This window comes from Pseudomonas sp. NY15181, from assembly GCF_048068055.1.
In the GTDB taxonomy this organism is placed as follows: Bacteria; Pseudomonadota; Gammaproteobacteria; order Pseudomonadales; family Pseudomonadaceae; genus Pseudomonas.
Genome location: NZ_JBLUPT010000001.1, coordinates 790,441 through 808,531, shown reverse-complemented (window position 1 = coordinate 808,531; position 18,091 = coordinate 790,441). Strand labels below are relative to the sequence as shown.

Below are 18,091 nucleotides of genomic sequence, written 5' to 3'. Positions count from 1 at the left end.
AACCGCAGCACGACCCGAACGGCTAGGCTAGAGGAATGAGCGCTCTCACTCCCCTGCTGAACGAACTGTTGACCGAGCTGCGCCAGCCGCAGGTCCGCGATCTGGCCTGGACGCTGCTCTCCCCGCCGCTGCTCAATCCGGGCAGCCCGGCCCTGCGCCACCCGCTGGCGGCCAGCCGCTGGCTTGCCGAACCGGCGCGCCTGGCCGACTGGCTGCGGGCGCAGGAGCACTCGCCCGCCGCGCTGCTGGAGCAATTGGACACCACGCCCCACCAGCGCCTGGGCCGCTACTACGAACGCCTTTGGCAATACGCCCTGGAGCAGGCGCCCGACCTGCGCCTGCTGGCCGCCAACCTGCCGGTGCGCGACAACGGCCATACCCTGGGTGAGCTGGACCTGTTGCTGGAAGACGATGACGGCCTGCATCACCTGGAACTGGCCATCAAGCTCTACCTCGGTCCCAGTGAAGATGGACCGAACGCCTGGCTCGGCCCCGGCGCGGAAGACCATCTGCTGCGCAAGATCGAACACTTCTACCAGCACCAGTTGCCGCTCTCGGCCACGCTGGAGGGCATGTGCGTGGTGCGCGAGTTCAGCGAGGCCACGCCCTCGGCCGGACTCTGGCTCGGCGGCTACCTGTTCTACCCCTGGCCAACGCGCTGCCCGCCACCCGCGGGCGCCAGCGACCATCACCTGCACGGTCGCTGGCTGCACCGCCATGAGTGGCCGCGCTACCAGGAAGTGCATCCCGAGGGCTGGCAGGCGCTGTCGCGAAAACGCTGGCTGGCGCCGGCGGCATGCGATGCCGATGAGCGCTGGACCGCCGAGCAGTTCGCCGACTGGCTGGCGGAGCTGCCGGAGGACGGTTTCCCGCAACTGCTGGTCCGCCTGGCGTTCCAGGACGGGCGCTGGCGCGAACAGGAACGGCTGTTCCTGGTGGGCGACCGCTGGCCCAGGGTGCACAGCGGCTATTCGCGCTGAGCGGCCAGCGCCTGGAGGCGCTCCTGCATGGCACGCCGCCCCTGCAGGCCACCGGTGTGGACGCCGACGATGCGACTACCGTGCGCAATCCGCCCGGCCAGGATCTCATCGTGCAGCGCCAGCAGCAGCTTGCCGGTGTACAACGGCTCCAGCGGCACGCCGCACTCGGCTTCGGTGTCCAGGATGAAGCGCGCCAAGGCCGGGTCGATCCGCGCGAAACCGCCTCGGCTGGCGTCGATCAGTCGGTAGCCGCAATCCTCGACACCCACCTCCGCCAATAACTCTGGCACCTGTGCCTCAACGCCATGCCCCGGCGGCACCGCCAATGCCCCCACCACCGGATGCGCGCCGTTCTCGCCCAGTACCAGGCCGGCCAGTGTCGTACCGGTGCCGCAGGCGACCCACAGCTGCTGATAATCGCGCCAGCCAATGCCTGCCAACTGCTCGCGAATCATTGCCACCAGCGACACGCAGCCCCGTGCGCCGGGCAGACCGCCGCCGCCCTCGCCCACCGGGAGCAGGTCGGGATAGCGTTCGCGCCAGGGCGTCCAGAAGTCCGGCTCATGGCGCTGGCGATAACCGCCGTAGCCCAGCCAGTGCAGTTGCATGCCGAGCTGGCGCAGGTCAGAGACCGTGGGGTTGTCCTGCTTTTCGCCGCGCAGCAGACCGACGGTACGGAAACCGAAGCGGGCGCCGGCTGCCGCCAGGGCGTGAAGGTGATTGGAGTGGGCGCCACCCAGGCTCATCAGGCCGTCGAGACCGAGATCGGCGGCCTGCTTCAGGTAGGGCGCGAGCTTGAACCATTTGTTGCCGCTGACGAGGGTGTCGACCTGGTCCAGACGCAACAGCGCCAGCTCGACGCCGGCACGTTCCAGCCAACTCAGGTGAACGGGTTGCAGCGGGGCGACGGGGCGCCAGTCAGGGTACTGCAAAGCGTCCGCTTAGGCCGTGGTCACGCTGCGCAGGCGGCCAGCGGTCTTGTGGCGGGTGCAGCAGTTGCTGTCGCCTTCGATGAAGCGTCCGGGTGTCTCCACGCGGTCGATCGGTAGGGCGCAGCGGTCGCCGTTGGACAGCCGGCCCTCGCAGGTCGGCTGCTGGTAGTGTGCCAGCCACTGGCGGTACTGGTCCTCGGAGACGAAGCACTTGGCGGCGGCGAAGGCCATCGGGTTTTCCTGATAGCGGGTGAGATCCGCAAGCGACAGGGTCAGGTGACCGGCGCCGGGGTGATAGACCACGAAAACCACGCCCTGACCCGCCAGGCGCTCCAACATCGAACCGTCCGCCGCCTTGGCCGACTGCACAGCCAGCTCCTGGCGCAGGTTCTCGACGCTTTGTTGCAACTGCTCGGCCTGTAGGGCCTGCTCACGCAGTTGCACGTTCTCCTGGCATAGCTGCGTACTTTCCTGACGCAGTTGCTCCATGTCCCGGCCCAGCCGATCGAGTGCCTGACGCTGCTGTTCGGCCTCTCGGCGCTGCTTCTGGTTTTCCTGCTGAAGCTGCTGGTTCTCCTGCTGCAACTGCTGGTCCAGCTCATTGCGGTAGCCCAGCTCCGCGTCGCGGATGGAAACCTGCTCCTGGTATTGAGCCTCCAGCGCGGCGATACGGGCCTTGGCCTCGTCTTCGATCTGCTGGCGCAGTTGATCCATCTCGTCACGGCCACTCTGCTCGATCTGCCGCAGCTGGGCGGTCAGCTCCTCCCGGCCGCGCTGGAACCCGCTGACCTGCCCGTCCAGTTCGCGACGCAGGTCGGCGTTGATCTCCTCTTCGCGCTTGAGCCCCTCGCGCAGCGCCGAAACCTCGGCCTGCAGCACCTTGACCTGCTCCTGGGCGCCGAGCTTCAGGCGATTGAGCTCCTGCTCGTGCTCCTGGCTGATCTGCGACAGGCGGGTTTCGTGCTGGTCGAGCAGTTCGGCAGTCTTCTGCTGGTGCTCATGGAGCATCTCCCGCGCGAGCTTTTCGGCGGTTTCCCGGGACTCCTCCTCGGAGGGGGCATACCACTGGTGCTCGGCGGCCATCTGCAGTCGCTGGGGCTCGACGGCCGCCGGTTCCTCTTCGGCCAGCACGCCCAGGTTGTTGCGCTTCGCTGCAGCACGCAGCTGCGCCAGGTGATTGTTCTCAGCTTCAAGATCAGGGTCCCACAGGTGCATCTGCAGCCAGGACACCGGGCACTGGCTGCGGCAGGCCATGCGGATGGGGCCGGCGCCCAGGTCCGGGCCACGGCCGGCGCGCTCGGCCAGGTTGCGCAGGGGCAGGTTCCAGCCGCGGTCGGCCTCGCCCTTCTCGTCGAAGTCCAGGTAGAAGAACACTGCCGACTTGACCTGCAGGCGCGGGTTGATCAGCACATAGGCCAGACGCACCTGCTGCTCGGCGAGATCCGGCATCTGCACGACGTTGTCGAGCAGCGCCTCGAATTCGGGGTAGAGCATTTCCTTGCAAACGCCACGGTCATTGAAGAAGACCACGGCTTCCACCATCTGAGGCTTCTTCTGCATGCTCATCGATTGACCTCTGGGCCTGTGCGGGAGGAAGTCTGGGAAATGATGCCGTAGGAAAGTGGCACCCTGATGGCAGGAATGCCCTGACATCCGGACCAGTCTAGGGGAAAAAATGTCGCAGGCAATGTGACTGGGTTGGCACCCGACCTGCCGGTCAGGTTAAGCGGGTGAGCGGCGAGATGAATCTGTGATGCAGTTTGTCATTCCGTAAAAAACACAGGCCCCGGAGGAACTTTCCGGGGCCTGCTGTGAACGGGCTTGCGGCTCAGAGCTTGTTCACGATCCCGCGAGCTAGAGCAGAACAAGGCAAAAACAGGCGAGGACGCGGAGTTTACGAGCTGTAAATGAGCAGTACTCGCTTCGCTCGCCCCTTCGGGGCCGCACTGAAGTGCGTTAGCCGCAAGCGGCTTCCGAGCCTGTTTTTAACGCAGTTATGCCGACGCGCAGCCGATCGTGGACAGGCTCTCAGAGCTCGGCGGCGAGACGCGAGCCCTGATTGATGGCGCGCTTGGCGTCCAGCTCGGCGGCGACATCAGCACCACCGATCAGGTGCACGCGCTGGCCGGCGGCCACCAGGCCGTCATGTAGCTCGCGCAGCGGCTCCTGGCCGGCGCAGACGACCACGGTGTCCACCGGCAGCACCTGCGGCTCGCCGCCGGCGACGCTGATGTGCAGGCCATCGTTGTCGACCTTGAGGTACTCGACGCTATTGAGCATCTGCACCTGCTTGTTCTTCAGCCCGGTGCGGTGAATCCAGCCGGTGGTCTTGCCCAGGCCGTCGCCGACCTTGGACTTCTTGCGCTGCAGCAGGAACACCTGGCGCGCCGCCGCGTGCGGGTGCGGCTTGATGCCGGCGACGCCGCCACGGGCTTCCAGGTTCTCGTCGATGCCCCATTCCTTCCAGAAGGCGTGGCGATCGAGGCTGGTGGATTCACCGGCGTGGGTGATGTATTCGGAGACGTCGAAGCCGATGCCGCCGGCGCCGATCACCGCCACGCGGTTACCCACCGGCTTGCGCTCGAGGATGGCATCCAGGTAGCTGATCACTTTGGCGTTGTCGATACCCGGAATGGCCGGGGTACGCGGAACGATGCCGGTGGCGAGGATGATCTCGTCGAAGCCGCCCCTGGCCAGGTCATCGACGCTGACGCGGGTGTTCAGGCGCAGATCGACGCCGGTGGTTTCCAGCTTGCGCTTGAAGTAGCGCAGGGTCTCGTAGAACTCTTCCTTGCCCGGCACGCGCTTGGCGACGTTGAACTGGCCGCCGATTTCGCCGGCGGCGTCGAACAGGGTCACCTCGTGGCCACGCTCGGCGGCGACGGTGGCAGCCGAGAGGCCGGCCGGGCCAGCGCCGACCACGGCGATCTTCTTCACATGGGTGGTCGGGATGTAGTTCAGCTCGGTCTCGTGGCAGGCGCGCGGGTTCACCAGGCAGCTGGTCAGCTTGCCGCCGAAGGTGTGGTCCAGGCAGGCCTGGTTGCAGCCGATGCAGGTGTTGATCTCGTCGGCGCGGCCTTCGGCGGCCTTGTTGACGAAGTCCGGGTCGGCGAGGAACGGACGGGCCATGGACACCATGTCGGCGTCGCCCTCGGCCAGCACCTGTTCGGCGACTTCCGGGGTATTGATGCGGTTGGTGGTGATCAGCGGAATGCCGATCTCGCCGCGCAGCTTGGCGGTGACCTTGGTGAAGGCCGCGCGCGGCACCTTGGTGGCGATGGTCGGGATACGCGCTTCGTGCCAGCCGATGCCGGTGTTGATGATGGTGGCGCCGGCCTTCTCGATGGCCTTGGCCAGCAGGACGATCTCGTCCCAGGTGCTGCCGCCTTCCACCAGGTCGAGCATCGACAGGCGATAGATGATGATGAAGTTCGGACCCACCGCCTCGCGCACGCGGCGGACGATCTCCACCGGCAGGCGCATGCGGTTCTCGTAGCTGCCGCCCCAGCGGTCGGTACGGTGGTTGGTATGGGCGACCAGGAACTGGTTGATGAAGTAGCCTTCCGAACCCATGATCTCGACGCCGTCGTAACCGGCCACCTGGGCCAGGCTCGAGCAATTGACGAAGTCGGCGATCTGCTTCTCGATGCCCTCTTCATCCAGCTCGCGCGGCTTGAACGGGTTGATCGGCGCCTGGATGGCGCTGGGCGCCACGGACTTGGGGCTGTAGGCATAACGGCCAGCGTGGAGGATCTGCATGCAGATCTTGCCGCCCGCCTCGTGCACCGCCTGGGTGACGACCTTGTGCTTCTCGGCCTCTTCCGGGGTGCTCAGCTTGGCCGCGCCGGAATACACGCCACCCTCTTCGTTCGGGCCGATGCCGCCGGTGACCATCAGGCCGACGCCACCACGGGCGCGCTCGGCGAAGTAGGCCGCCATGCGCTCGAAGCCCTGCGGTTTCTCCTCCAGGCCGGTGTGCATGGAGCCCATCAGGGTGCGGTTGCGCAGCGTGGTGAAGCCCAGGTCCAGGGGAGCGAGCAGGTGCGGATAAGGGGCGGTCATACGTCCTCCAGCAGTCACGGTGGCGCCGCCCCCTCGGCTCGCTCGTGGAACGGGCGGCACGGGGTGCGGTCGGTATGGGGCAGACTCTAAGGAGCCACCCCGCCCCACTCAATGATCAAAAGTAACAACTTACTGATCGAAGATGACACGGCGACTTGGCAACTACCGGCCTAACCCCTACCCTGTGGGGCATCTACCGAGTACTCGTTCCCCATGCGCAAGCTGATCTTCCTCATCCTGGTGATCCTGTTCGCCGGCTATGCCGGTTGGGCGGAGCGTCGCCCGGTGGGCCACTACCTCTCCGACCTGCGCAGCCAGGTCGCGCTCAACCAGGGCGAACCGTCCGAACGCGGCAACCTGCTGGGTGTGCAGCCGGAGCTCTTCACCCAGGACTACCAGAGCGTCGAGCGTCTGCGCCTGAAATTCCACGCCTACCTGACCAAGGCCCGTGATGAGGGCCTGATCAACCCGCGCACCGTGGTGGTCTTCCCCGAGCACATCGGCACCTGGCTGGTGGCCGCCGGCGAGAAGCCCGAGGTCTACCAGACCGAGCACCTGGCCGAAGCCATGGAGTGGATGGTCGCCAGCAACCCGCTGAAAGTGGCGCGTGGCTGGCTCGGTGCCAAGAGCGAGGACCGCATGGCCGATGCCCTGTTCCGCATGAAGGCGGTGGACATGGCCCACGACTACCAGACCCTGTTCGGCGGCCTGGCCCGGGAGTTCGGCGTGACCATAGTCGCCGGCTCCATCGTCCTGCCCAACCCGCAGATCGTCGAAGGGCAGATCCGCACCGGCAACGGCCGCCTCTACAACGTCAGCCAGGTCTTCGGCAGCGACGGCCTGCCGCTGGGCAAGCCGCAACGCAAGCTGTTCCCCATCGACGAAGAGAAACGCTTTACCCGCGGCGCCGACGCCGATGACCTGCAAGTCCTGCAGACCCCCGCCGGGCGCCTGGGCGTGCTGATCTGCGCCGACAGCTGGTACCCGGCGGGCTACGCCGCGCTGGCGCCGAACAAGCCGGACTTCATCGCGGTCCCGGCCTTCCTCACCGGCAATGGCAACTGGAGCAAGCCCTGGAAGGGCTACAACGGCGCCGCTACGCCGAGCGACGTACAGCTCAAACCTGGCGAGCTGAGCGAAGGTGAAGCCTGGGAGCGCCTGGCCCTGGCCGGTCGCATTGGCGAAAGTGGCGCGCATGCCGGCATCACCGTATTCCTGCGCGGCCATCTCTGGGACCTGGGCAGCGACGGCCGCAGCCTGGTGGTCAGCGGCGACAGCCACACCCTGGCGCCGGATGGCCCGGGCGCCCGCCTGATCAATCTCTGGCTATGAGCCGTCCGACCATGCGTCTTGGCGATTTGTCCGTGGGCTTCGTCCACAGTCTCGCCGACGCACTGGCGGAAAGCGGCGTCGCGCCACAGCCGCTGCTGGAACAATACGGACTGGATGCTGCACGCCTCGGCGAGCCCGGCGCACGCCTGTCCATTCCCCGCTACATGCGCCTGGGCCACGCCGCCATCCAGCAGAGCGGCGACCCCGCTCTGGGCCTGCGCATGGGCCAACTGAGCCGCCCAAGCCAGAGCGGCCTGGCCGGCGTCACCGCGGCGCAGGCGCCCAACGTCCGCGCCGCCGCTCGCGCCTTGATCCGCTTCGAGACGCTCTACGCCCAGAACTACCGTGGCCATAGCAGCTTCATCGAGGACGCCAGCGGCGCCTGGCTGCGCTTCTACTCCATCAGCCCGTACAACGCCTACAACCGCTTCGTGGTGGATTCGGTGCTGTCCGGCTGGGTAAGCATGCTCGGCAGCATCGGCGCGCAGCCGCTGCGACCGCAGAAGGTCGAGATCGAGTATCCGGCGCCTGCCTGGGCGTCGCGCTTCGAAGAGATGCTCGGCTGCCCGGTGGAGTTCGGCGCGCAGCACAACCAGCTGCGCCTGGACCAGGCGGCGCTGGCGCGCAGCAATCCGGAGCACTGCCCGAGCACCTGGCGGCAATTGGTGGAAATCTGCGAGAAGGAACTGGAGCAGATGACCCGCACGCGCAGCTTGCGCGAGCGCGTCGCCCAGTTGCTGGGACCGATGCTCAACGGCCGCGAGCCGGACCTGGAGGAAGTCGCCGCGCGCCTCAAGCTGCCGACCTGGACGCTGCGCCGCAAGCTGGCCGAGGAAGGCACGCAGTTCCGCAGCATCCTCAACGACACCCGCCGCGACCTGGCGATGATCTACATCCGCGACACGGACCTGGCCTTCGGCGAAATCGCCTACCTGCTCGGTTTCGCCTCGGCCGAGGCCTTCCAGCGCGCCTTCAAGCGCTGGAGCGGGCAGACACCGGGGGAATTCCGTCGCGCCCAGCGCCACAGCGCCTGATCACATCTCCGTGGCGTCGTCGGCCGGCTCCGGCAGATCCTGTTCCACGGCGTGCAGTTCCAGCAGTTCTTCCTGATAGTCGTCCATTGGCTTTCTCCTGACCGTTTGATCCGGTTTTAGCAAAGACCATGGGGAAAAAGCTAGACGCGGAAGGTGTCTGACCTGTGACAGTGTCTTACAGAACGATGACGAGGACTTTTCCGAGCGCAACGAAAAAGCCCTCAGGTATTGCTACCTGAGGGCTTTCGAATATGGCGCAGCGGACGGGACTCGAACCCGCGACCCCCGGCGTGACAGGCCGGTATTCTAACCGACTGAACTACCGCTGCGTGTCGGTTGGACTTGCGTCCGGTACAGCAACCTCCTAGCGCCTGGAGTGAATCACTCGACAAGCTGGTTCGGGGTAGGAACCAAGGAGGGGGGAAATGGCGCAGCGGACGGGACTCGAACCCGCGACCCCCGGCGTGACAGGCCGGTATTCTAACCGACTGAACTACCGCTGCGCGTAACTTGCGAGAGTGGTGGGTGATGACGGGATCGAACCGCCGACCCTCTGCTTGTAAGGCAGATGCTCTCCCAGCTGAGCTAATCACCCTTCGTCTCGAAGTGGGGCGCATTCTACAGTCGGCATTTCCTAAGTCAATGCCCTGATTGAACTTTTTTTCATTTTTCCGAAAAAAGATGGGTACGCCGATCCGCGCCCCGGTGTCAGCCGGGGTTCGTGAGCTAGCTCGCTCCTACAGGTCGATGCCTGCTCTTGTGGGAGCGAGCTTGCTCGCGAACAGCCCGGCAACCGACCTCCGGAAACGAAAAAGGGCGACCCTCGGGCCGCCCTCTTCTTCCACACCCGACACTCAGTCGAGGTAGATCATCTTGCGCGTCATGCCGCCGTCGATCACCAACTCCTGGCCGGTGACGAAGCCGGCACTGTCACCGATCAGCCAGGACACCGCCGAGGCGATGTCTTCCACCGTACCAACGCGGCCGACCAGGTGCTGGTCATGGTCCAGCTCGGTCAGCGGCTCGGCCTCGCGCTCGCGCAGGTCGCGGGCGTCGATCCAACCGGGGGAAATCGCATTGACGCGAATCTCCGGCCCGAGGCTGCTGGCCAGGGCGTGGGTCAGCGACAGCAGGCCGCCCTTGCTCGCCGCGTAGGCTTCGGAGTTCGGCTCAGACTGGTGCGCGCGGGTCGACGCAATGTTGACGATGCTGCCGCTGTGCGCGCGCAGGTACGGCGCACAGTGCTTGGCCAGCAGCATCGGGCCGGTGAGATTCACCGCCAGGGCGCGGTTCCACTCGTTCAGACCCAGGCCTTCCAGGGGTGTGTTGTGCGGTCGGGCGATGGCGGCATTACTCACCAGCGCATCGAGTCGGCCGTACTGGCCGATTACCTCGGCGACCGCCGCCGCCACCTGCGCCTCGCTGGCCACGTCCAGCGCCACGAAGCCGGCGCGCTCGCCCAAGGCCTGAGCGATCTTCGGTCCGCGCTCGCGGTCAATGTCCGCCAGCACCACTTGCCAGCCTTCGGCGATCAGCCAGGCGCTGACGCCCAGGCCGATGCCGCGCGCCGCACCCGTTACCAGGGCGACGCGGCCATTGCCGAAGAGTTCCGTCGCGCTCACAGGGCAGCCAGGCCCCGCGCCAGGTCGGCCGTGATGTCAGCGACATCCTCCAGGCCCACGGCAACGCGGATCAGGTTGTCACGGATGCCAGCGTTCGCGCGCTCCTGCGGCGACAGACGACCGTGGGAGGTGGTCGCCGGGTGGGCGATGGTGGTCTTGGTGTCGCCCAGGTTGGTGGTGATGGAGATCATCCGGGTGGCGTCGATGCAGCGCCAGGCCGCGGCCTTGTCACCCTTCACCTCGAAGCTCACCACAGCGCCGAAGCCTTTCTGCTGACGCTTGGCCAGTTCGTGCTGCGGATGGCTGGGCAGGCCCGCGTAGTACACGCGCTCCACGCCCGGCTGCTGCTCCAGCCACTCGGCGACCTGCTGGGCCGAGGCGCTGTGAGCCTGCATGCGCACACGCAGGGTTTCCAGGCCCTTGATGAAGATCCAGGCATTGAACGGACTCAAGGTCGGACCGGCGGTACGCAGGAAGCCGACGACGGGCTCCATCTGCGCGCGGCGACCGGCGACCACGCCGCCCATGGTGCGACCCTGGCCGTCGATGTACTTGGTCGCCGAATGGATCACCACGTCCGCGCCCAGTTTCAGCGGCTGCTGCAGCGCCGGGGTGCAGAAGCAGTTGTCCACCGCCAGCAGCGCGCCCTTGGCGTGGGCGATATCGGCCAGAGCGGCGATATCCACCAGCTCGGCCAGCGGGTTGGACGGCGATTCGACGAAGAACAGCTTGGTGTTCGGCTTGCAGGCCGCTTCCCAGGCCGCAAGATCGCTCAGCGGCGGGTAGTCCACTTCGATACCGAAGCGCTTGAAGTACTTTTCGAACAGGCTGATGGTCGAGCCGAACACGCTGCGCGAGACCAGCACGTGGTCACCGGCGCTGCACAGGCTCATCACCAGGGAAAGGATGGCCGACATGCCGGTGGAAGTAGCCACCGCCTGCTCGGCGCCTTCCAGCGCGGCGATGCGCTCCTCGAAGGTGCGTACCGTGGGGTTGGTATAGCGCGAGTAGACGTTGCCCGGCACTTCACCGGCGAAACGCGCGGCCGCATCGGCGGCGCTGCGGAACACGTAGCTGGAGGTGGTGAACAGGCCTTCGCCGTGCTCCGCCTCCGGGGTGCGACGCTGGCCGGCCCGCACCGCGAGAGTGTCGAAGCCGACACCCTCCAGGTCGCTGTCCAGCCGGCCGGCTTCCCATTCCTGAGCCATGCCCTGCTCTCCCTAATCGTTTGAATCAGTCGTTGTACAGATCGATGATGGCGCTGACCGCGTTGGCCTTGCTCTTGGTCGCGTCGTTGCGCGCCTGCTCGATCCTGTTCAGATAGGCCTCGTTGACGTCGCCGGTGACGTATTCGCCGTCAAACACCGCGCAGTCAAAGTGCTCGATCTTGACCTTGCCGCCGCCAACCGCATCGATCAGGTCCGGCAGGTCCTGATAGACCAGCCAGTCGGCGCCGAGCAACTCGCACACCTGCTCGGTGCTGCGATCGTGGGCGATCAGTTCATGGGCGCTCGGCATGTCGATGCCGTAGACATTGGGATAACGCACGGCCGGCGCGGCGGAGCAGAAATACACGTTCTTCGCGCCGGCCTCGCGGGCCATCTGGATAATCTGCTTGCTGGTGGTGCCGCGGACGATGGAGTCGTCCACCAGCATCACATTCTTGCCGCGGAATTCCAGCTCGATGGCGTTGAGCTTCTGGCGTACCGACTTCTTGCGCGCGGCCTGGCCGGGCATGATGAAGGTACGGCCGATGTAGCGGTTCTTCACGAAGCCTTCGCGGAACTTCACGCCCAGGCGGTTGGCCAACTCCAGTGCGGCGGTGCGGCTGGTGTCCGGAATCGGGATGACCACGTCGATGTCGTGATCCGGGCGCTCGCGCAGGATCTTGTCGGCCAGCTTCTCCCCCATGCGCAGGCGCGCCTTGTAGACCGAGACGCCGTCCATGATGGAGTCCGGACGCGCCAGGTAGACGTGCTCGAAGATGCACGGGGCATACAGCGGGTTGGCCGCGCACTGACGGGTATGGAGCTTGCCGTCTTCGGTGATGTACACCGCTTCGCCCGGCGCCAGGTCGCGAATCAGGGTGAAGCCGAGGACGTCCAAGGCCACGCTTTCCGAGGCGATCATGTATTCCACGCCGTTCTCGGTGTGGCGCTGGCCGAAGACGATCGGGCGGATCGCGTGCGGATCGCGGAAGCCGACGATGCCATAGCCGGTGATCATCGCCACCACGGCGTAGCCGCCGACGCAGCGGGCGTGCACGCCGGCCACGGCGGCGAAGACGTCTTCCTCGGTGGGCTGCAGCTTGTTGCGCACCGCCAGCTCATGGGCGAACACGTTGAGCAGCACTTCCGAGTCGGAGTTGGTGTTCACGTGGCGCAGGTCGGATTCGTAGATTTCCTTGGCCAGCTGCTCGACGTTGGTCAGGTTGCCGTTGTGCGCCAGGGTGATGCCGTAGGGCGAGTTCACGTAGAACGGCTGCGCTTCGGCCGAGCTGGAGCTGCCCGCGGTGGGGTAGCGCACATGGCCGATGCCGATCTTGCCGACCAGGCGCTGCATGTGGCGCTGCTGGAAGACGTCACGGACCAGGCCGTTGTCCTTGCGCAGGTACAGGCGGTCATCCTGACAGGTGACGATCCCCGCAGCGTCCTGGCCACGATGCTGGAGAACGGTGAGCGCGTCATAGAGCGCCTGATTGACGTTCGACTTGCCCACGATACCGACGATGCCACACATGCGACGCAACCCCTAGTTGGTTTCAGGCTAAAACAATCCGTTACTCGGCAGTATCCACCGGACCTGCCGTTACGGCGACGGCTTCCCGTCGCCTCCACCCGCCCCTCACTGGGCCGGCAGCAAAGTACCCGCTCCGGACGGCGGAGCGATGGTAACGCCGGACATCCAATGCCCGGCAAAAGTCAGAATGGTGTTCTTCGACCAATCGGCGACGATCAGGAAGTGCGGCAGCAGCACCGATTGCTGCCACCACGGATCCTGCTGCACCGGCGCCAGGCTCAGCAGCCCGACCAGCAGCACCACCAGCAGCACGCCACGGGCGCCACCGAACACCATGCCGAGCACGCGGTCGGTGCCGGACATGCCGGTCACGCGCACCAGCTCGCTGATGAGAAAATTGACGAGTGCGCCCAGCAGCAGCGTGACGACGAAAAGAATGGCGCACGCGGCGATGACGCGCCCGGAGGGCAGCTGGATGTAGGGTGCGAGATGCTCGGCCAGCGCGCCGCCGAACATCCAGGCGACCGCACCGGCTACGATCCAGGTGACCAGCGACAGGGCTTCCTTGACGAAACCACGGCTCAAGCTGATCAGGCTGGAAATGACGATGATGCCGATCATCGTCCAATCGACCCAGGTAAATGCCACGTTGCGGCCCAGAAACGGAAAGGCCCCGCATTTTAGCAGAGCCCTTCGATTTAGCGGAGCCCCAGTTTGACATGGGGCCGATTGAGTGGAGCTAACGAACCGCCTCAGCCACGCTCAGGCTGGAAGCGCACCACGAAGCCGTTGAGCTTCTGCTGCTTGCCCAGCTGGTCGCGCAGGCGATCGGCTTCGGCGCGTTCCACCACGGGGCCGACGAACACCCGGTTCATCCCGTCGAAGCTGCGCACATAAGCGTTGTAGCCCTGGCTGCGCAGCTGCTTCTGCAACTCGTCGGCGCGGGAGCGGTTGGACAGGCTGGCCAGTTGCACCGACCAACTGACCGGCAGATTGCTGGCGTCCAGGCGCTGGGCAGGAGCCGGAGCGGGAGCCGGGGCCACTGCTGGCGCCTTGGGCGCGGCGCTGACCTGGGTCTGCGCAGGCTGCGGAGCGGGAGCGGCAGGCTTGGGCGCTGGTGCGACCGGAGCCGTCTGCGCGGGAAGACTGGCAATCGGCGCGGCAGGCGCGGGAGCAGTTGGCGCAGGGGCTGCTTCCGCCTGCGGAATCGCCTCGGCTTCTTCCGCCTGCGGTTCCGGCACCTCGGTGGGCTGCACCTCGACGCTCGGCATGGCCGGCGGCTTGGGCATTACCGGCGCCTCGACCACGACCTGACGCATCTCGTCCTCGCGGGTAAACAGCATCGGCAGGAAGATGATGGCCAGCGCCAACAACACCAGCGCGCCGACAACCCTCTGCTTGAGCCCCTTATCGAGCAAGGCCATGGATCACTCCCCTTTTCCTTATCGAGCAGCCCTGACGAGCCACTCCAGGGCATCCGCCACGCTGTAGAACGAACCGAACACCAGAATCTCGTCGTCCGCCGAAGCCGCATTGCACTGCGCTTCGAGCGCCGCGGCGATGTCCGCGTGACGACTGACGCTCGCGCCACGGGCACGCAGCGCAGCTTCCAGCTCTTCCGCCGGCCGACTGCGACCGGTGGGCAGCGGCGCGACGGCCCAATCCTGCACCAAGCCGAGCAGCGGTTCCAGTACGCCGTCCAGATCCTTGTCCGCCAGCAGGCCGAAAACGGCACGGCGTACACCTTTGGGCGGCGCAGAACGCAGACGGCCGGCCAGGTACTGCGCGGCATGCGGATTGTGCCCGACATCCAGCAGCAGATGGCGCTCTTCACCGCGCCATTGCACGCTGCGACGATCCAGGCGCCCGGTTACCCGGGTGCGCTGCAGGGCGGCGGCCAGTTGCTCGGGCTGCCACGGCAAGTCCAACAGGGCATACACCTGCAAGGCCAGCGCGGCGTTCTCCATCGGCAGATCGAGTTGCGGCAGGTTATGCAGGGTCAGGGCTTCCCCGGCGGCATTACGACCGCGCCAGTGCCAGTCGCCCTCGCCCAGCGCCAGGTCGAAATCACGACCGCGCAGCAGCAGCGGCGAACCCAGGCTGCGTGCCTGCTCCAGCAAAGGCGCCGGAGGCTCCAGGTCACCGCACACGGCCAGCTTGCCGGCACGGAAGATACCGGCCTTTTCGAAGGCCACGCTTTCGCGGGTGTCGCCCAGCCAGTCGGCATGATCGATGCCGATACTGGTGACCACGGCGACATCGGAGTCGACCAGGTTCACCGCATCCAGGCGGCCACCCAGGCCGACTTCCAGCACCACGGCGTCCAGGCCCGCGCGCTCGAATAGCCAGAAGGCCGCGAGGGTGCCCATTTCGAAGTAGGTCAGGGAAATTTCACCGCGCGCCGCCTCGACGGCGGCGAAGGCCTCGCAGAGCGCCTCATCGCTGGCTTCGACGCCCGCGATGAGCACGCGTTCGTTGTAGCGCAGCAGGTGCGGCGAGCTGTACACGCCGACGCGCAGGCCCTGCTCGCCGAGCATCGCGGCGAGGAAGGCGCAGGTGGAGCCCTTGCCGTTGGTGCCGGTGACGGTCACCACGCGGGGCGCGGGACGCCCCAGCCCAAGCCGGCCAGCCACCTCACGGGAGCGGTCCAGCCCCATGTCGATCGCAGTGGGGTGGAGTCGTTCGAGATAGCTGAGCCAGTCGGCAAGGGTACGTTGGGTCATCCTGCGAGCGCGGCACTTGGAGTGTGGGTGAACTTGGCCAGCAGCTTGGCAAGCCGCTCGCGCATTTCGGAACGATGGATGATCATGTCGATGGCGCCGTGCTCCAGCAGGAACTCGCTGCGCTGGAAGCCTTCGGGCAGCTTCTCGCGCACGGTCTGCTCGATCACGCGCGGGCCGGCGAAGCCGATCAGGGCGCGCGGTTCGCCGACGATCACGTCGCCAAGCATCGCAAGGCTCGCGGATACGCCGCCGTAGACCGGATCGGTCAGCACGGAAACGAACGGAATACCTTCTTCGCGCAGGCGGGCCAGCGCGGCGGAGGTCTTGGCCATCTGCATCAGGGATATCAGCGCTTCCTGCATGCGCGCACCGCCCGAGGCGGAGAAGCAGATCATCGGGCAGCGATGCTCCAGGGCGTAGTTGGCGGCACGGACGAAGCGCTCGCCGACGATGGAACCCATGGAGCCGCCCATGAAGGAGAACTCGAAGGCACTGGCCACCACCGGCATGCCCATCAGCTTGCCACTCATGGAGATCAGCGCATCCTTCTCGCCGGTGTCTTTCTGCGCGGCGGTCAGGCGGTCCTTGTACTTCTTGCTGTCGCGGAACTTCAGGCGATCCAACGGTTCCAGCTCGGCGCCCAGCTCAGCGCGACCCTCTTCATCGAGGAAGATATCCAGACGGGCGCGGGCGCCAATGCGCATGTGGTGATCGCACTTCGGGCAGACGTCCAGGGTCTTTTCCAGCTCGGGACGGTACAGCACCGCTTCGCAGGACGGGCACTTGTGCCACAGGCCTTCCGGAACCGAGCTCTTCTTCGCCTCGGAACGCATGATGGAAGGGATCAGCTTGTCTACCAGCCAGTTGCTCATGCTCTCGTCTCCAGTGCAGGGGCACGGCGCGATGGGCTGCGCCTGCCTCTGAGCAAATTCATCGTCGCGGTTCCGACCTCAAGGCCGGAACCCCTCGCAATCAAAGGCGCCGCCAGGGGCGTCGCCACGAATACACCACTCGATGCGGAGCGCCAGCATTGAACACTGACGACTCCCAGCGCTGCCAGGCAGCGATTGGGTAGTGGACGGCGGCAGCCCGCACGTCGTCACATGAAGATTCCGCGTCACGCCACCGACCGGCACTGGGCGATGAAGTCACGGATCTTCTGCGCGTCCTTGATGCCCTTGCTGGCCTCTACCCCGCCGCTGACATCCACGGCGTACGGGCGCACCTGGGCGATGGCAGCAGCCACGTTCTCCGGCGTCAGGCCGCCAGCCAGGATCAGTGGCCGCTTCACGCCCTTCGGTACCAGTGACCAGTCGAACACCTGGCCGGTTCCGCCGGGGACGCCATCGACGTAGGTGTCCAGCAGGAATCCGCTGGCCTGCGGGTACTTGGCGATCTGCGCCGCCACGTCGTCGCCCGGCTTGACCCGCAGCGCCTTCAGGTACGGCCGATGCCAGCCGGAGCAGGCTTCAGGTGTCTCGTCACCGTGGAACTGCAGGATGTCCAGCGGCACCGCATCGAGGATTTCCCCCAACTCGCAGCGGCTGGCGTCGACGAACAGGCCGACCGTGCTGACGAAGGGCGGCAGCGCGGCGATGATCGTCCGCGCCTGCTGGATGCTGACCGCGCGCGGGCTCTTGGCGTAGAACACCAGCCCGACCGCGTCGGCGCCCGCCTCGGCGGCGGCCAGGGCATCCTCGACTCGGGTAATACCGCAGATTTTGATGCGAACGGCGGACAAGATGCAGCAACCTTCAGGCAAGTGATCGATCGATGGTAGCAAATGCCCCTGGCATCGTCAGCCAAGGATATCGGGCAAACTTGAAAGGAAATGTGGCCCCAGATAGCGCTCGGGCAACTCGAACTCCTCCGGGTACTCCACACGCACCAGGTACAACCCGTACGGGTGCGCGGTGACGCCGCCAGCACGGCGATCGCGCGCCGCCAGTACTTCCCCCGCCCACTCCACCGGGCGCTCGCCGGCGCCGATGGTCATCAGTACACCTGCGAAGTTGCGCACCATGTGGTGCAGGAAGGCGTTGGCGCGAATATCCAGCACGATGAAGCGACCGTGCTCGATCACCTCCAGGTGATGCACGGTCTTCACCGGCGACTTGGCCTGGCACTGCACGGCGCGGAACGAGGTGAAGTCATGGGTGCCGACCAGGGCGCGAGCCGCTTCACGCATGCGCGCGACGTCCAGCGGACGGTGGTTCCAAGTGACTTCCTCGGACTGGTGCGCCGGGCGAATCTGGTCGTTGTAGATCACGTAGCGGTAGCGCCGCGCCATGGCGGTGAAGCGCGCATGGAAATGCGCCGGCATCACTTTCGCCCAGGTCACGCTGATGTCGGCCGGCAGGTTGGCATTGCTGCCCATGATCCAGGCCTTCAGCGGGCGCTCGACAGCGGTATCGAAATGCACGACCTGTCCGCTGGCGTGCACGGCGGCATCGGTGCGACCCGCGCAGATGACCGACACGGGCTCATCGGCCACTTTCGACAGGGCCTTCTCCAACGCCGCCTGTACCGACGGCACGCCGTCTTCCTGGCGTTGCCAGCCGCGATAGCGGGCACCTTTGTATTCGACGCCCAGGGCAATCCTGGAAACGCCAGCGGCAGCCACTTCGGCTGCCGCTTGGGGTATTGCTTCACTCATCTATCTAGAGC

At 66.1% G+C, this 18,091-nt stretch carries 15 protein-coding genes and 3 tRNA genes; 3 read left to right on the top strand and 15 right to left on the bottom strand.

Translation table 11 applies throughout. The features are described from left to right. Positions 1 to 35 precede the first annotated feature (35 nt). On the top strand, positions 36 to 980 hold the full coding sequence (locus ACNFBT_RS03760; RefSeq protein ID WP_416746550.1) for a DUF1853 family protein: 945 nt from the start codon (positions 36 to 38) through the stop codon (positions 978 to 980). On the opposite strand, the gene ACNFBT_RS03755 is transcribed toward ACNFBT_RS03760, so the two are convergent. The 3 genes from ACNFBT_RS03755 to ACNFBT_RS03745 all read right to left on the bottom strand — a co-directional run bounded on the left by ACNFBT_RS03755 (position 968) and on the right by ACNFBT_RS03745 (position 5,974). Next, positions 968 to 1,912, bottom strand: a complete 945-nt coding sequence (locus ACNFBT_RS03755) for a 1-aminocyclopropane-1-carboxylate deaminase/D-cysteine desulfhydrase (protein WP_416746548.1) — start codon at positions 1,910 to 1,912, stop codon at positions 968 to 970. The genes ACNFBT_RS03760 and ACNFBT_RS03755 overlap by 13 nt on opposite strands. A 9-nt stretch (positions 1,913 to 1,921) precedes the next feature. Then, on the bottom strand, positions 1,922 to 3,478 hold the full coding sequence (locus ACNFBT_RS03750; protein WP_416746546.1) for a chromosome partitioning protein ParA: 1,557 nt from the start codon (positions 3,476 to 3,478) through the stop codon (positions 1,922 to 1,924). A gap of 462 nt (positions 3,479 to 3,940) precedes the next feature. Further along, positions 3,941 to 5,974, bottom strand: a complete 2,034-nt coding sequence (locus ACNFBT_RS03745) for an FAD-dependent oxidoreductase (protein WP_416746544.1) — start codon at positions 5,972 to 5,974, stop codon at positions 3,941 to 3,943. 213 nt (positions 5,975 to 6,187) lie between these two features. Between ACNFBT_RS03745 and ACNFBT_RS03740 the strand changes: the two genes are divergently transcribed. Both ACNFBT_RS03740 and ACNFBT_RS03735 read left to right on the top strand, forming a co-directional pair. After that, complete coding sequence (locus ACNFBT_RS03740; protein WP_416746542.1) at positions 6,188 to 7,306, top strand: carbon-nitrogen hydrolase family protein; 1,119 nt, start codon at positions 6,188 to 6,190, stop codon at positions 7,304 to 7,306. Next, positions 7,303 to 8,340, top strand: a complete 1,038-nt coding sequence (locus ACNFBT_RS03735; RefSeq protein WP_416746540.1) for an AraC family transcriptional regulator — start codon at positions 7,303 to 7,305, stop codon at positions 8,338 to 8,340. The genes ACNFBT_RS03740 and ACNFBT_RS03735 overlap by 4 nt, the downstream gene beginning before the upstream one ends. Before the next feature lie 252 nt (positions 8,341 to 8,592). Here ACNFBT_RS03735 and ACNFBT_RS03730 read toward each other — a convergent pair. The 12 genes from ACNFBT_RS03730 to truA all read right to left on the bottom strand — a co-directional run bounded on the left by ACNFBT_RS03730 (position 8,593) and on the right by truA (position 18,080). Then, positions 8,593 to 8,669 (bottom strand) — tRNA-Asp (locus ACNFBT_RS03730). 97 nt (positions 8,670 to 8,766) lie between these two features. Beyond that, positions 8,767 to 8,843, bottom strand: a tRNA-Asp gene (locus ACNFBT_RS03725). Between the two features lie 16 nt (positions 8,844 to 8,859). After that, a tRNA-Val gene (locus tag ACNFBT_RS03720) sits at positions 8,860 to 8,935 on the bottom strand. A gap of 259 nt (positions 8,936 to 9,194) precedes the next feature. Further along, positions 9,195 to 9,962, bottom strand: coding sequence for an SDR family oxidoreductase (locus ACNFBT_RS03715; protein ID WP_416746538.1), 768 nt, complete (start codon positions 9,960 to 9,962; stop codon positions 9,195 to 9,197). After that, a complete protein-coding gene (locus ACNFBT_RS03710; protein ID WP_416746536.1) occupies positions 9,959 to 11,170 on the bottom strand; it encodes an O-succinylhomoserine sulfhydrylase in 1,212 nt (403 codons plus the stop codon). Before ACNFBT_RS03710 ends, ACNFBT_RS03715 begins: the two co-directional genes overlap by 4 nt. A gap of 25 nt (positions 11,171 to 11,195) precedes the next feature. Then, positions 11,196 to 12,701, bottom strand: coding sequence for an amidophosphoribosyltransferase (purF, locus tag ACNFBT_RS03705; protein ID WP_416746534.1), 1,506 nt, complete (start codon positions 12,699 to 12,701; stop codon positions 11,196 to 11,198). A 105-nt stretch (positions 12,702 to 12,806) separates the two neighbouring features. Continuing rightward, complete coding sequence (locus ACNFBT_RS03700; protein ID WP_207884323.1) at positions 12,807 to 13,349, bottom strand: CvpA family protein; 543 nt, start codon at positions 13,347 to 13,349, stop codon at positions 12,807 to 12,809. Positions 13,350 to 13,453: 104 nt separating this feature from the next. Then, on the bottom strand, positions 13,454 to 14,125 hold the full coding sequence (locus tag ACNFBT_RS03695; protein WP_416746532.1) for an SPOR domain-containing protein: 672 nt from the start codon (positions 14,123 to 14,125) through the stop codon (positions 13,454 to 13,456). Between the two features lie 18 nt (positions 14,126 to 14,143). Continuing rightward, positions 14,144 to 15,424, bottom strand: coding sequence for a bifunctional tetrahydrofolate synthase/dihydrofolate synthase (folC, locus tag ACNFBT_RS03690; protein WP_416746530.1), 1,281 nt, complete (start codon positions 15,422 to 15,424; stop codon positions 14,144 to 14,146). Then, the gene (gene accD, locus ACNFBT_RS03685) at positions 15,421 to 16,296 is read right to left on the bottom strand and encodes an acetyl-CoA carboxylase, carboxyltransferase subunit beta (RefSeq protein WP_416746528.1); all 876 of its coding nucleotides are present in this window, start codon (positions 16,294 to 16,296) and stop codon (positions 15,421 to 15,423) included. The genes folC and accD overlap by 4 nt, the downstream gene beginning before the upstream one ends. Before the next feature lie 245 nt (positions 16,297 to 16,541). After that, a complete protein-coding gene (locus ACNFBT_RS03680) occupies positions 16,542 to 17,165 on the bottom strand; it encodes a phosphoribosylanthranilate isomerase (RefSeq protein WP_416746526.1) in 624 nt (207 codons plus the stop codon). A gap of 57 nt (positions 17,166 to 17,222) precedes the next feature. After that, positions 17,223 to 18,080: a tRNA pseudouridine(38-40) synthase TruA gene (gene truA / locus ACNFBT_RS03675; RefSeq protein ID WP_416746524.1), complete on the bottom strand. Its 858-nt coding sequence runs from the start codon at positions 18,078 to 18,080 to the stop codon at positions 17,223 to 17,225. Positions 18,081 to 18,091 lie beyond the last annotated feature (11 nt).

What these genes read in the sequence shown, in the direction of transcription:
- ACNFBT_RS03760 (WP_416746550.1), top strand. Translation starts at nt 36, where the DNA reads ATGAGCGCTCTCACTCCCCTGCTGAACGAACTGTTGACCGAGCTGCGC.
- ACNFBT_RS03750 (WP_416746546.1), bottom strand. Translation starts at nt 3,478, where the DNA reads ATGAGCATGCAGAAGAAGCCTCAGATGGTGGAAGCCGTGGTCTTCTTC.
- ACNFBT_RS03745 (WP_416746544.1), bottom strand. Translation starts at nt 5,974, where the DNA reads ATGACCGCCCCTTATCCGCACCTGCTCGCTCCCCTGGACCTGGGCTTC.
- ACNFBT_RS03740 (WP_416746542.1), top strand. Translation starts at nt 6,188, where the DNA reads ATGCGCAAGCTGATCTTCCTCATCCTGGTGATCCTGTTCGCCGGCTAT.
- ACNFBT_RS03735 (WP_416746540.1), top strand. Translation starts at nt 7,303, where the DNA reads ATGAGCCGTCCGACCATGCGTCTTGGCGATTTGTCCGTGGGCTTCGTC.
- ACNFBT_RS03710 (WP_416746536.1), bottom strand. Translation starts at nt 11,170, where the DNA reads ATGGCTCAGGAATGGGAAGCCGGCCGGCTGGACAGCGACCTGGAGGGT.
- purF (WP_416746534.1), bottom strand. Translation starts at nt 12,701, where the DNA reads ATGTGTGGCATCGTCGGTATCGTGGGCAAGTCGAACGTCAATCAGGCG.
- ACNFBT_RS03695 (WP_416746532.1), bottom strand. Translation starts at nt 14,125, where the DNA reads ATGGCCTTGCTCGATAAGGGGCTCAAGCAGAGGGTTGTCGGCGCGCTG.
- folC (WP_416746530.1), bottom strand. Translation starts at nt 15,424, where the DNA reads ATGACCCAACGTACCCTTGCCGACTGGCTCAGCTATCTCGAACGACTC.
- accD (WP_416746528.1), bottom strand. Translation starts at nt 16,296, where the DNA reads ATGAGCAACTGGCTGGTAGACAAGCTGATCCCTTCCATCATGCGTTCC.
- truA (WP_416746524.1), bottom strand. Translation starts at nt 18,080, where the DNA reads ATGAGTGAAGCAATACCCCAAGCGGCAGCCGAAGTGGCTGCCGCTGGC.